At 72.1% G+C, this 13,090-nt stretch carries 11 protein-coding genes, 1 pseudogene and 1 riboswitch; of the genes and pseudogenes, 6 read left to right on the forward strand and 6 right to left on the reverse strand.

Going from position 1 to position 13,090, the window contains the following annotated elements:
* Positions 1–28: 28 nt before the first annotated feature.
* The 3 genes from ACFC1X_RS12735 to ACFC1X_RS12745 are packed head-to-tail and all read right to left on the reverse strand — an operon-like array spanning position 29 to position 3,259.
* Entirely contained in the window at positions 29–928 is a 900-nt protein-coding gene (locus ACFC1X_RS12735; RefSeq protein ID WP_376351961.1) for a carbohydrate ABC transporter permease, read from the reverse strand.
* A gap of 2 nt (positions 929–930) precedes the next feature.
* Positions 931–1,872: a carbohydrate ABC transporter permease gene (locus tag ACFC1X_RS12740; RefSeq protein WP_376351964.1), complete on the reverse strand. Its 942-nt coding sequence runs from the start codon at positions 1,870–1,872 to the stop codon at positions 931–933.
* A gap of 22 nt (positions 1,873–1,894) precedes the next feature.
* Entirely contained in the window at positions 1,895–3,259 is a 1,365-nt protein-coding gene (locus ACFC1X_RS12745) for an extracellular solute-binding protein (protein WP_376351967.1), read from the reverse strand.
* A 189-nt stretch (positions 3,260–3,448) separates the two neighbouring features.
* Between ACFC1X_RS12745 and ACFC1X_RS12750 the strand changes: the two genes are divergently transcribed.
* Positions 3,449–4,504: a LacI family DNA-binding transcriptional regulator gene (locus ACFC1X_RS12750; RefSeq protein WP_376351970.1), complete on the forward strand. Its 1,056-nt coding sequence runs from the start codon at positions 3,449–3,451 to the stop codon at positions 4,502–4,504.
* 22 nt (positions 4,505–4,526) lie between these two features.
* On the opposite strand, the gene ACFC1X_RS12755 is transcribed toward ACFC1X_RS12750, so the two are convergent.
* Positions 4,527–6,017: a family 43 glycosylhydrolase gene (locus ACFC1X_RS12755; RefSeq protein WP_376351973.1), complete on the reverse strand. Its 1,491-nt coding sequence runs from the start codon at positions 6,015–6,017 to the stop codon at positions 4,527–4,529.
* 216 nt (positions 6,018–6,233) lie between these two features.
* Between ACFC1X_RS12755 and ACFC1X_RS12760 the strand changes: the two genes are divergently transcribed.
* The 3 genes from ACFC1X_RS12760 to ACFC1X_RS12770 all read left to right on the forward strand — a co-directional run bounded on the left by ACFC1X_RS12760 (position 6,234) and on the right by ACFC1X_RS12770 (position 9,533).
* Positions 6,234–7,721 carry an NCS1 family nucleobase:cation symporter-1 gene (locus tag ACFC1X_RS12760; RefSeq protein ID WP_376351975.1) on the forward strand — a complete coding sequence of 496 codons (1,488 nt, stop codon included), beginning with the start codon at positions 6,234–6,236 and terminating at the stop codon, positions 7,719–7,721.
* A gap of 284 nt (positions 7,722–8,005) precedes the next feature.
* On the forward strand, positions 8,006–8,731 hold the full coding sequence (locus ACFC1X_RS12765) for an aspartate/glutamate racemase family protein (protein ID WP_376351977.1): 726 nt from the start codon (positions 8,006–8,008) through the stop codon (positions 8,729–8,731).
* A gap of 127 nt (positions 8,732–8,858) precedes the next feature.
* Entirely contained in the window at positions 8,859–9,533 is a 675-nt protein-coding gene (locus ACFC1X_RS12770) for a GntR family transcriptional regulator (protein ID WP_376351980.1), read from the forward strand.
* Here the strand turns inward: ACFC1X_RS12770 and ACFC1X_RS12775 are convergent.
* Positions 9,530–10,306, reverse strand: a complete 777-nt coding sequence (locus ACFC1X_RS12775) for a helix-turn-helix domain-containing protein (RefSeq protein WP_376351983.1) — start codon at positions 10,304–10,306, stop codon at positions 9,530–9,532. The two genes, ACFC1X_RS12770 and ACFC1X_RS12775, sit on opposite strands and share 4 nt — an antisense overlap.
* A gap of 85 nt (positions 10,307–10,391) precedes the next feature.
* On the opposite strand from ACFC1X_RS12775, the gene ACFC1X_RS12780 reads away from it, so the two are divergent.
* A complete protein-coding gene (locus tag ACFC1X_RS12780) occupies positions 10,392–11,189 on the forward strand; it encodes a TSUP family transporter (protein WP_376351986.1) in 798 nt (265 codons plus the stop codon).
* Between the two features lie 36 nt (positions 11,190–11,225).
* Here the strand turns inward: ACFC1X_RS12780 and ACFC1X_RS12785 are convergent.
* Positions 11,226–12,156, reverse strand: a pseudogene (locus ACFC1X_RS12785) (GNAT family N-acetyltransferase).
* A gap of 174 nt (positions 12,157–12,330) precedes the next feature.
* Between ACFC1X_RS12785 and ACFC1X_RS12790 the strand changes: the two are divergent.
* A complete protein-coding gene (locus ACFC1X_RS12790; protein WP_376351989.1) occupies positions 12,331–12,765 on the forward strand; it encodes a hypothetical protein in 435 nt (144 codons plus the stop codon).
* A 73-nt stretch (positions 12,766–12,838) separates the two neighbouring features.
* Positions 12,839–13,059: riboswitch (cobalamin riboswitch) on the forward strand.
* The last annotated feature ends 31 nt before the right edge of the window (positions 13,060–13,090 follow it).

Here is a 13,090-nt window from a genome sequence, read left to right on the forward strand (position 1 = left end):
CCCGGGTGTACAGCTGTGCGGGGAAGGGTCAGGAACCGCCGAGGCCGGTGGTGGCCACGGAGTTGACGATGCGGCGCTGGAAGAGGAGGAAGACGACGATCAGCGGCAGCGCCGCCAGCAGGGCGGACGCCATGGACTGCGCGTACTGGATGCCGTAGGCGTCCTTCACGGTGGCCAGTCCCACCGGGAGGGTCATCAGGTCGGGGTCGTTGGTGACGATGAACGGCCACATGAAGTTGTTCCAGGCCCCGATGAAGACGAAGATCGCGACCGCCGCCACGATCGGCCGCGACAGCGGCAGCACGATCGACCGGAAGACCCGGAACTCGGAGGCGCCGTCGATCCGAGCCGCCTCCTCCAGCTCCTTGGGGATGCCGTCGAAGAACCGCTTGAGGATGAACACCATCATCGGCGCGACGACCTGGGGCAGGATGACCGCCGCGTAGGTGTCGACCATGTTGAACAGCAGCATCTGGTCGAACAGCGGCACGACGAGGAGCTGCGGCGGGATCATGATGGCCGCGACGGTGACGGCGAGCAGCGCCCGCCGGCCGCGGAACGTGCCGCGCGAGAAGCCGTACGCCGCGAGGGTGGAGACCACCACGGTGAGCAGGGTGACCAGCCCGGCGATCAGGAAGCTGTTGAAGGCCCAGACGGAGACGTTCCCGCGTTCCAGGATCTCCTGGTAGGAGTCCAGGGTGAAGGCGCCCTTGAACGGGGACAGCCCGGTGGTGGCGACGTCCTGCTCGCTCTGCACGGAGGTGGCGATCGCCCACAGGAAGGGCACCAGCCAGACGACCGCGAGGACGACGAGCGCCGTGCCGGCCAGGACCCGGGGCAGCCGGCCGTGGCCGAGGAGCAGGGGTGAGCCGGACGCTTCACGGGGTGGACGCCGCCGTGTGCGGACGGGGGTGGCGGTTGCGGACACGGTCAGTCCTCCCGGCGGAAGAGACGGAACTGCACGAGCGAGACGACGATGATCAGGGCGAAGAAGAGGTACGAGACGGCGGAGGCGTAGCCGAGGCGGTAGCCGGTGAAGCCGACGTCGTAGACGTACTCCAGGATGGGCCGGGTGGAGCCGTTGGGGCCGCCCTTGGTGAGGATGTAGATCTGGTCGAACACCTTGAGGGAGGCCAGGATCTGGAGCATGGCCACCAGCCCGGTGGTCCTGCGCAGCTGCGGCAGGGTGATGGACCACAGCCGCCGCCAGGCGCCGGCCCCGTCGAGTGCCGCCGCCTCGTCGAAGGTCGTGGGCAGGGACTGGAGCGCCGCGAGGTAGAGCAGGAAGTTGAAGCCGACCGTCCACCAGACGGTGAGGCCGGCGATGGACCACATGGCGACGGACTCGTCGGACAGCCAGCCGACGGGCGCCATGCCGAGGGTGTCGAGGAGCTGGTTGCCCAGGCCCAGCTCCGGCTGGTAGAGCCAGGTCCAGATGAGGGTCACCACGGTGACGGGCAGCAGGTAGGGGGCGAAGAACGCCAGCCGCCACGCCCACTGTCCGGCGAGCCCGCTGTGCACGAGCAGCGCCATGGCCAGGGCGACCAGCACGAGCGGGACGCTGGAGATGGCGGTGAAGAAGACGGTGTTGCCGAGGCTGCTCCAGACGTCCGGATCGCCGAAGGCCTCGGTGTAGTTGTCGAGGCCGACGAAGCTGGTGTCGCGCAGGGCGAGCGAACTGTCGGTGAAGCTCATCCAGAGCCCCTGCACGATCGGCCAGACCATGAAGAGGCCGAAGACCAGCAGGAAGGGCAGGACGAAGACGAATCCGTTGCCGGGGCGTATCCGGCGCAGGACGGCGCGGCGGCCGTCCGCGGGGACGGTGGCGGGGTCGGTCCGCTCCTCGGCGCCGAGCGGTGCGGTGGTGGTCACGTCGGTCACTCCTTCTGCTGGGTCAGGCCACCGGGTTGGGCTGTTGCAGCAGCGCGTCCGCCTCGCGGACCATCTGCCGCACCGCCTTCTCGGGGGAGGTGTTGCCCAGCAGCGCCGACTGGAGCGGCTGGCACATCCGGTTCTGGAAGTTCGAACCGGCTCCGACGAACCAGTTGGGCGGGTCGAGCACCGCCACCTTCGCGGCGTCGGCGTAGGAGGACTGCGGTTCGAGGGCCGCGTATTCGGGCTCGGCGAGGACGGGCTGGTACGCGGGGATGTGACCGGCGCTCGCCCAGGTGAGGCTCTGCTTGAGGATCGCCGCGATGTACCGGTGGGCCTCGCGGCGCCGGGCCGGGTCGGGGTCCTCCTGGTGCGGGAGGACGAAGCTGTGGCTGTCGGTGTAGACGGCCGGCTTGTCGAAGACCTGCGGGAAGGGCGCGGCACCCAGGTCGATGCCGGACTCCTTCAGCGTCGGCAGTTCCCACTCGCCGAGCATGGCCATGCCGCCGCGCCCGCTGGTGAAGGCGGCCAGCGCGCCGTTGTAGTCCAGGTTGTTGGGGTTGGTCTTCCCGTCGAAGAGCCGCGTCATGAGGGTCACGACGCGGACGGCGGCGTCGACGTCGATCCGGGCGGGCCCGCCGTCCGGCAGCTCGAACTCGGCTCCGGTCTGCGCGTACAGGCCGGCGAACAGGCGCCAGTTCTGCGCGGTGTCGGTGACGTGGCCGAAGAGGATGCCGGCCTGCCCGGTGGCCTCGGCGAGGGCCTTGCCCGCCTCCAGCAGGGCCTCGGGCGAGCCCATGGGGGCCAGGGCGCCGGAGGAGTCCAGGAGCCCGGCCTTCTCCGCGGCCTTCTTGTCGTAGAAGACGATGAAGGGGTGGACGTCCAGCGGGATCGCGTAGACGGTGCCCTCGTGCCGCGTCCGCGACCACACCGCCGGCGTGAAGTCCTTCTCGGTGACGCCGAACTCGGCGAGCAGGTCCAGGTCGACGGGGTCGACCAGGCCGCCGGGCGCGTAGCCCGCCAGCCGGGACAGGTGCATGGCGGCCACGTCGGAGGCGCGGCCGCCGGCGGCGGACATGGCGAGCTTGGTGTAGTACGACGGGCCCCAGTCCAGGATGGTGCGGTCGACGTCGAAGCCGTCGTCGCCCCGGGACACGGCGTCGATCATCTCGTCCATGAGCATGCCGTCGCCGCCCTGGAACAGGTCCCACACGCTCAGCGCGGACGCCCCGGAGGCCGAGGCCGGTGAGGCGCAGCCGGACAGCGGCCCGGCGGCGAGCAGGGCTCCCGTCCCGGCCATGGCGTGGCGCAACAGCCGTCGGCGGCTGAGGCGGCGTAGCGGGTCGGACACGGCCGGCACCCCCTGGAGGGGCGAACGAGAACTCATCGCGGACCTTTCGACGGCCGGAGCTCATGCGGTGGCTAGTTTTTACATCGATGTACATTGGCTGTAAAGAGCTGAGGCGGCAGAGCGCCGACCGTGACCGTGAGATCGGCGTCCCGTGGCCCCGCGCGGGAAACCGTCCGAGCGCCGGGACATAGACTCATGCACCGCACGAGAGGCAGGGAGGTCTCGGTGGCACGGCCCAGGATCAAGGACGTCGCACGTCACGCGGGCGTTTCGGAGAAGACGGTGTCCAACGTCATCAACGACTACGCCCACGTCTCCGACCGGACGCGGCGGGTCGTGCGGGACTCCATCGAACAGCTCGGATACCGGGTGAACCTGGCGGGCCGCCACCTGCGCAAGGGCCGAACCGGCATCATCGCGCTCGTCGTCCCGGAGCTGGACATACCGTACTTCGCCGAGCTGGCCCGGCATGTCATCCGCGAGGCCGAGGAGCGTTCCCTGACCGTCCTGATCCACCAGTCGGGGGCGGACCGCGCCCACGAGCTGGCGGCGCTGGCCGGGTTCGGCTCCACCTTCGTGGACGGGATCATCCTCAGCCCGCTCGCCCTGACCGCCGACGACCTGCGCGACCGCTCGGGGTTCCCGCCGACCGTGCTGCTCGGGGAGCTGCTGGAGGAGGGCGCCGACCACGTGGCCATCGACAACGAGCGTGCCGCGCGCGAGGCGACCCGCCATCTGATCGGCCTCGGCCGCCGCAGCGTCCTGGCCGTCGGCGGGTTCGACGCCCCGGGCCTGGGCACGGCGGAGGCCCGCACCCGCGGGTACCGCGCCGCCCTGGCGGAAGCGGGCATCGCCTACGACCCGTCCCTGGTGATCCCGGTCGGCTCCTTCCGGATGCCCGCCGGAGCGCGGGCCGTGACGCGGCTGCTTGACGACGGGGTTCGGCCCGACGCGCTGCTCTGCCTCAACGACCAGTTGGCGCTGGGTGCGTTGCGCGCGCTGCACGAGCACGGGGTGGACGTGCCCGGGGAGGTCGCCGTGATCGGTTTCGACGACGTGGAGGGCGGGCGGTTCAGCGTGCCGACGCTGAGCACGGTGGCCCCGGACAAGGCGGCGGTGGCGAAGGTCGCCGTGGAGCTGCTGCAACGCCGCATCGAGGACGCGACCGGACCGGACGGCGTGCGGGGCGACGCCGAGTCGGGGGTGCAGTCGCCCCAGGACCGCATCGTGGCCCACCGGCTCGTCCTGAGGGAGAGCACGGAGGGCCACGAGCGGCGCTGACGGACCGGTCGGCCCTGGTGGGTCAGTTCGTGTAGACCTCGGCGCGGTCGACGCTCACGAAGGACGCCCCGGACTGGGAGTTGTGCTCCCCCGTGACCCGGATGCGCAAGGTGTGCCCGCCGTTCGCGAGCCGCGGGCTGGTGTACTGCACCGCCTCACCGACGCGGATCGAGTTGTGGAAGTCCACCCGCTGTTCGGGACCGCCGTCGATGCTGATGGCCGCGTAGCCGTTGCCGGTGTCCTTGACCGAGAGGAGGGCGATGCGGGTGCCGGTGAAGGAGAAGGTGGCCGTGGCGCCGGCCCGGTCGCTCCAGTGGTCGTCGCTCCAGAAGCACTGCGTGGCGCAGCCCGAACCGGAGTTCCAGGCGCCGGTGTAGGTGACGCTCCCGGCGCCGCTGGAGCGGCCGTCGTCGTTGATCCAGTAGTTGCCCGAGCCGGGGTCGCCGGAGGGCAGGTTCTGGGTGGCGCCCATGGCGAGCGGACGGCCGAAGTCGGGGCTGCCGTCGGCCCGCCAGGTGAACTTCTGGGCCCGGGTGGTGCGGTTGCTGTAGGTGTTCACCGACGTCGTCTTGGCGTGGTAGACGATCCAGTCCTCGGTCCCGTCCGGGGACTGGAAGAAGGCGTGGTGGCCCGGCCCGAACACGCCCCGGTCGTCGGCCCGGGAGAAGACCGCGCCCTGGTGCTGCCGCCAGTTGCCCGGCACCAGCGGGTCGGAGGTCAGCGGCATCGACATCATCCAGACCTGGTAGTCCGGCTTGCCGGTGTCACAGGCCGAGTACGTCATCCAGACCCGCCCGTTGCGGTACAGGAACTCCGGCCCCTCCCGCACCTCGGGGCAGCCGCCGGCCGCGTTGATCGCGACGGCGTCGCCGGAGACGGTGTACGGGTTGGACATCGGCGCGAGGTTCAGCCCGTTGTGCTGGTACTGGTTGATGCCGCTGTAGGCGAGGTAGAGGCGCCCGCCGAGCTGGAGGATGCCGGCGTCGATGGCGAAGTCGTTGGCGTGGTTGGGCGGGGCGAGCTTGGCCTTGAAGTGGTACGGGCCGGTCGGGTCGTCGCGCTCCGACTCCAGGACGTACAGCCGGTGGTGCTCGTCGACGCCGTCGTCGGCGGTGTAGTACAGGTACCAGCGGTCGCCGAAGCGGTAGAACTCCGGGGCCCAGATGTTGCGGTTGCGCGAGGGGTCGGTGTCCGTCCAGACGGTGACGGGGTCGGCCGCGGCCAGGGTGCCCAGGGACGGCGAGCGCCACATCTTGATGCTGCCGCCCTGGGTGGTGGTCAGGTAGTAGTTGCCCTTCCAGTTGGTCATGAAGGGGTCGGGCCCGCTGTTGAGCGGGTTGCGGAAGGTGCCGGCCGCGGCGGCCGGAGCGGCGTCGGCACGGGGTTCGGGTGCGGGCGGCGCGGCGCCGGCCTGGGCGGTGAGCCCGGGGAGCAGGCCGACGAGCAGCCCGAGGAGGGCGGCGACGAGCAGGCCGACCTGCCTGCGGGGATGGCGTGAGGGGCTGGGAGGCACGGTGGGGTCCCTTTCCGCAGCTTTACATCGATGTAATGGCGGGGCGTCAGGCTAGGGAGGCTCCGAAGGGCTGTCAACAGGGCGAGAAATGGTATTCCATTTGCCGTGGACCTCTTGACGGTGCGGTTTGGCGAAAACTACGTTCTGTTCATCGGAAAGCCGCTTCCACTTTGTGGAACTCTCCAACTCCCCGCATCCTGATCCCAGGAGTCCCGTATGACTGCCCTGGAAGACCGCCGCTCGTCCGCGGAGACCAGTGACACCGCCACCAGCTCCGGCCTCTACACGTACGACCTGGCCCCGACCAAGCGTGAAGGGCGCCGCTGGGGCGCGTACAACGTCTTCACGCTCTGGGCCAACGACGTGCACAGCCTGGGCAATTACGCCTTCGCCATCGGAATGTTCGCCCTCGGGCTCAATGTGTGGGGCATCCTCGCCGCCTTCGCGCTCGCCTCGGTCCTGCTCTTCCTCCTGCTCACCCTGTCCGGATTCATGGGTCACAAGACCGGCGTGCCGTTCCCGGTGATGAGCCGGATCGCGTTCGGCATCAAGGGGGCGAAGATTCCGGCGATCGTCCGGGGCGTCGTGGCGATCGCCTGGTTTGGTATCCAGACCTATCTCGCGGCCGCGGTGCTGAGCGCGCTCCTGGTGGCCATGTTCCCCGGGCTGGCCCGCCTGGACACGAACTCCGTGCTCGGGCAGTCGACGCTCGGCTGGATCACCTTCCTGGTCCTGTGGGCCCTCCAGGTGCTCATCGTGAGCTACGGCATGCAGATGATCCGCCGGTACATGGCCTTCGCGGCGCCCACCACGCTGCTCACCATGTGCGCCCTCGCGGTGTGGATGTTCGTCCGGGCGGACGGCTCCATCTCGCTGTCCGTCGACGATCCGCTCACCGGCGGCGCGATGTGGCTCCAGGTGCTGCAGGCCGCCGCCCTGTGGGTGGTGATCTACGGAACCTTCGTGCTGAACTTCTGCGACTTCACTCGCTCCGCGCGCAGCCGGGGCTCGATCGTCCGCGGGAACGTGATCGGCATCCCGGTGAACATGCTCTTCTTCGCCGTGATCGTGGCGGTGCTCAGCGGCGCCCAGTTCAGCCTCGACGGGCACGTCATCACCAGTCCGACGGACATCGTGCGGACCATCCCCAGCATGTTCCTGCTGGCCGTCGCCTCGCTCTGCCTGATCGCCCTCACGGTGGCGGTGAACCTGCTCGCCAACTTCGTCGCGCCGATCTACGCCCTGGTCAACCTCTTCCCGCACCGGCTCGACTTCCGCCGCGCCGGGCTGGTCAGCGCGGTGCTGGGCCTGGTGATCACGCCCTGGAACCTCTACAACAGCCCGGTCGTCGTCAACTACTTCCTCGGCGGGCTCGGCGCGCTGCTCGGGCCGCTGTTCGGCGTGATCATGGCGGACTACTGGCTGCTGCGGAAGTCCCGGGTGAACGTGCCGGCCCTCTACACGGAGGACGCGGGCGCCGAGTACCACTACCGCCGCGGCTACAACCCGCGCGCCGTCGCCGCGTTCGTCCCCAGCGCCGCCGTCGCCGTCGTGGTCGCCCTGGTCCCCTACTTTCACGCCGCGGCCGGGTTCTCCTGGTTCGTCGGAGCGATCGTCGCCGCCGCGCTGTACGCGGTCATCGCGGACCGCGCCTCCCCGATCCGCGACGTGGACGGCGAGGCCATCGCCGTGGCGGCGGAGTAGCTGCGGGGCGGTTGCGGCGGGGCGGGCCCCGCCGTAGCGGCTTGAGTCCGCGGTCGCCGCGGAGCAGGCCTGCCGTAGGGCCTTGGGCCGCAGGCCCACCGTCGCCGCGAACCGATCCCGCCGCCCCGCAGCAACCCGCCGTCGCCGCGGGCCACCCGCCGCAAGTCCACCGTCGCGGCGAACCAGCCCGCCGTAGCGCCGCAGCCCCACCATCGCCGCGAATCCTCCCCTGCCGCCGCCGCGCGGCGACCCGCGGAACCACCCACCCGAGCAGAAGGCCCCCCATGCGCATCCTCGTGGTCAACGTCAACACCACGCAGTCCATCACCGACGCGATCGGCAAGCAGGCCGCCGCCGCGGCCTCCGAGGGCACCGAGATCGTGCCGCTGACACCGGAGTTCGGCGCGGAGTCCGTCGAGGGCAACTACGAGAGCTACCTCGCCGCCGTCGCCGTCATGGAGACCGTCCGGGCCCACCGGGAGCCGTTCGACGCGGTGATCCAGGCGGGCTACGGGGAGCACGGCCGCGAAGGGCTCCAGGAACTGCTCGACGTACCCGTCGTCGACATCACCGAGGCCGCCGCGAGTACCGCCCAGTTCCTGGGCCGCCGCTACTCCGTCGTCACCACCCTGGACCGTACGGTCCCGCTGATCGAGGAGCGGCTGGAGGTGGCGGGACTGAGCGCGAGGTGCGCCTCGGTGCGCGCCAGCGGGCTTCCGGTGCTCGAACTGGAGCGGGACGAACAGGCCGCCGTGGACGCCATCACCGAACAGGCCGCCCGCGCGGTCGAGGACGACCGGGCCGAGGTGATCTGCCTGGGCTGCGGAGGCATGGCCGGCCTCGCCGAACGCGTGGTGGAACGGACCGGGGTGCCGGTGGTCGACGGCGTCACGGCCGCCGTGACGGTCGCCGAGTCCCTGGTCCGGCTCGGCCTGTCCACGTCCAAGGTGCGCACCTACGCGCCTCCGCGCGTCAAGCGGATCGTCAACTGGCCCCCGCGGGTGGGCTGACCCGGCGCCAAGTCCTCCCGCGCCCCGGTCGGCGGCCGGCTCCGGGGTATTCTGACGGGCCGCCCGATCGCCGCTCCGCACGGCGCGGTCGTGCGGCTCGGAACGGGAAGAGGGACGAAGGACGGCGATGGCTGCGTCAGAGGGCTTCATGCCCGAGTCCGAGCGGGTCACGCGACGGCTGCGCGACGAGATCGTGGACGGCGTGCGGCGACCGGGGAGCCGCCTGGTCGAACGGGAGCTGGCCGAGGCGCTGGGCGTGAGCCGGCTGCCCGTCCGGGAGGCCCTGAGGACGCTGGTGTCGGAGGGGCTGGTGACGCCGCGGCCGCGGTCCTGGGCGGTGGTGCGGGAGTTCACCACGAGCGACATCGCCGACCTCGACGAGGTCCGCTCGGGCCTGGAGACCCTGGCCTTCCGGCTCGCCGCCGGGCGGCACACCCGCGAAGGTCTTGAACGGCTGCGCGCGACGGTGGACGCCGAACTCGGCGCGGCCCGCGCCGACGACGCGGTGGGGGCCCGCCGGGCGGCCGCCGACTTCCACCAGACGGTGATCTCGCTGGCCGCCAACGAGTTGCTCAACGAACTCGAACGGGTCCTGCGCAGCCGCCTGCGCTGGCTCATGGGCCAGCACGACGACCTGATGGCCGTCGCCCTGGAGCACGAGGCCCTCTACCAGGCCATCGCGGAACGCGACGTGGAGCGCGTCCAGGAACTGGTCCTGCACCACCAGTCGACCAGCCGCAGCGCGGCCCTGAGCCACCACGCGCGGGAGCAGGCGCGACGCGACGAGCGGGCGCAGCCCTAACGGGATGTGCGCCGGCTCGCCGTGAAGCGGGACGGCGGGAGGCCGAAGGTGCGGGTGAAGGCGGCGGTGAACGCCGCGGGTGAGGCGTAGCCGAGACGGCCGGAGACCTCGGTCACCGACGCCGTGCGCAGCAGCGGGACGGCCGCGAGCAGGCGGGCGCGGGCACGCCAGACGGCGGGGCTGTCGCCGGTCTCGGTGCGGAAGCGCCGGGTGAAGGCCCGTTCGCTCATGGCCGTCCGCGCCGCCCACTCGGCGTTGGTCGCGCCGGCGTCCGGGTCGGCCAGATAGGACCGGCAGAGCGCCGCGAGGTCGGCGGAGGCGGGGATCCCGACGTGGAACGGCAGTGGGGTCCGCGCCGCGATCTCGTGCAGCAGCAGGGCGGCGATACCGCCCTCCCGTCCGGAGAGGCTGTAGTCGGCCTCGAACTCGACCGCCGCGAGCAGCAGTTCACGCAGCAGCGGCGGCACGTCCACGACCGTGCAGGTGTCCGGCCACCAGGGCACCGCGTCCGGCTCGACGTACAGGCTGCGCGTGCTCACGCCCAGCATGCGCACCCGGTGCCGGGTGGCGGCCGGGATCAGTACGGCGCGCTCGGGCGGCACGGTCCACGTGCCGTCGGCGGTGTCCACGACCATGACCCCGGTGGCGCCGTACAGGAACTGCGCCCGCCGGTGCCGGTGCCAGTCCAGGACGTGGCCGGGCGGGTAGTCGGTGCCGATCGGCAGCACCGCCCGGTCCACGTGGTCGACGTCGGCCAAGGGGACGTTCTTCACGCCGTCACTCTACGGGCCGGGACGCGAAGGAATCGTGCCGGGCATCGCATGCGGGCGCCCGTCGGCGGCTGGTGGGGTGGGCATCGTGGATCTCTTGGCGCTGCTCGGTATCGGGCTTCTCACCGGTGTGACGACCGTGCTGTTCGGGTTCGGCGGCGGGTTCGTCGCCGTGCCGGTCGTGGTGTGGGCGGACTCCGCCCTGGGCGCGGACGCGATACGGGTGGCCACGGCCACCTCGGCCGTGGTCATGGTGGTGAACGCCGGGTTCGCGACGGCCGTCACGCCGCGCCGGGTGCTGGCCACCCTGCGCGGCGGCGGCCCGCTGCTCCTGCTGCTCGCGGCCGGCTCCTCGGTCGGCGCGCTCGCCGCGCGGGTGGCACCGGCCGCCCTGATCCGCTGGGCGTTCGTCGCCTACGTCGCCCTCACCGTCGTGGACCTGCTGCTGCGCCCCGGTTTCCTTCGCCCACGCGCCCCGGCCGAGGCGGCGGCGACGGACGGCGCACCCTGTCCGCTGCCCGCGGTCGTCGGCGTTCCGGTCGGCGCGTTGGCCGCCTTCCTCGGGGTGGGCGGCAGCGTGCTGACCGTCCCGGCGATGCGGCGGGCCGGGCACAGCATGCGGGTGGCGACCGCGCTGGCCAACCCGCTGACGCTCGCCATCGCGCTGCCGGCCGCCGCGGTCTTCCTGGCCGGCGCTGAGGGCTTGGCGGGCACCCACGCAGGCATGGTCGGTCTGGTCGACCTCCGTGCCGCCGCCGGACTGCTCCTGGGCGCCCTGCCGGTGATCGCGGTGCTGCGGCGCCGCCCGCCCCGCATCCCGGACCGCGCCCACGCGTGGACGTACGTGGCGCTGCTCGGTGCGGTGACGGTCGCGATGGTGCTCTGACGCGCTCGGCTCCCGGCGCGGGCGCCGCACCGGGCGTCAGCCGACGACGGCCTCCCAGGTGTCGACCGCGAAGTGGACGGTCATGCCGTTGCGGCCGTAGAGCCGGGGGGGCGCCGGTGGCGTTGGCCGTGTCGACCCCGAGGCCCACCGTGTCCCGGCCCCGCGCGGCGAAGTGCGCGAAGGCGTGCCGCAGGAGGAAACCGCCCAGGCCCCTCCCCCGCGCCTCGCCCAGCACGCCTAGAGCGCGGATCCAGCCCATGGCCTCGCGGTCGTCCCGGGCCAGCAGAAACCCGGCGTCCCCCAGCTCGTCGGTCTCGGCGATCCACACCAGGGACCAGTCGAGCCCCTCGGCGTCGATGTCGCTCAGCCAGAGCCGGTACGGGCGCGGCTGGAAGTCGAAGTGGTCCGCGAACGCCTGCTGGTACAGCTCGTGCACCCGGACGCGGTCCGCCTCCGTCGCGCAGGCGCGCACGCGCACCCCGGCCGGGGCCCGCGGCGGCAGGTCGGCCGCCGGGTCCACCGCCCGGCGCAGGACCTGGTGGGACCGGACGACCTTCCAGCCCCGGTCCGCGAGGAGCGCGGTGTCGGTCGTGGGCCGGGTGTTGAGGTGCAGGTGGACGACGGCCCGAGCGGCCCCGTTGGCCCGCGCCTTGGCGAGGGCGCGGTCCTCCATGGCAGCCAGCAGCCGCAGGCCGGTGCCCTGGTGGTCGGGCAGCACGTAGTGGTCGATGTCGACGCGTTCGCCGCCGGACTCGTCCCACAGCAGCCCGTAGGCCACCAGCAGGCCGCCGTCGAAGGCGAGCCACGAGTCCCGGGTCAGGTCCGTCTCGGGATGCCTGAGGTCGGCCTCGACGGTGTGCTGGTCGGTCTCGGGGCGGCCGATCTCGATCCGGTCGATCTCGTTGAGGAGTCGGGTGATGGCGGGGGCGTCGGCAAGGGTGGCCGGCCGCAGGTCGGCGGTGGACATGAGAGCAGAATCGGGGGCGTCGGCGGCCGCCCGCAACGGGATTTCCGCCCGTCCACGCGGCTGAGGAGCCCGCCCGGACACGCCCTGGGGCAATTGGTGGACGTAGGTCGGCGAACGGCGGGCATACGGGTTTCCCGAGGACCTTCTCCGCCGCCGACCCACGGGAGTCCCCCTGTGACACCGAGCCTGCGCACCGCACGCGGGTGCCGTGCCGCCGCCGTTCTCCTGCTCGCCGCCGCCGCGTACGCGGGCACCCACCACCCCTGGCTCGCCCTGCCAGGTCTCTACGCCGCCGGCGTGATGGCCTGGTGTGCCGCCCGGGAGGGAGCCGAGCACCGGCGCCGGACCGTACTGGCGCGCCGGGCCGAACTCCTGGCCCGCCCGCCTGGGCACCAGCCGCTCGGCCTCGCCCCGTGCTGCGCGTTCTGGCAGCACTCGGACGGCGCCGCGCACGGCCAGGAGTGCACCCGCCCCGCCGCCGCCCGCGTCCCCGTGAGCGCCGACTGCTGCGAGGTGTGGTGGACCTCGCTGGGCTCGGCGCACGACACGGCCTGCCCGCGGCACGTCAACGCGCCGGAGCGGGACCGGAGCAACTGGGCCCAGCAGTAGTCCGACGGCGGCATGTCCCGTCGCGCCGTCCGCATGCCGGACGCGGCCGGCCGGTCCAGGGGCCGGCCCCGGTAGGGTGAACAGTGCAGCTGGTTCGCCCCGTCCGCCAGGCGGGATGCGTCGCAAGAGGGAACCCGGTGGGAATCCGGGACTGCCCCGCAGCGGTGAGTGGGAACGACCGCCGTCATACGCACTGGGTCCGGTGAGAGGGACCTGGGAAGCGACGGCCAGTAGGTGTCCTCCCGGAGGACGTGCCCGCGAGTCCGAAGACCTGCCAACTGCCCGCGTACGAACGACTCGTGCGCGGACATCCCGGTGACCTCGT

The organism is Streptomyces sp. NPDC056128, from assembly GCF_042263835.1.
GTDB lineage: Bacteria > Actinomycetota > Actinomycetes > Streptomycetales > Streptomycetaceae > Streptomyces.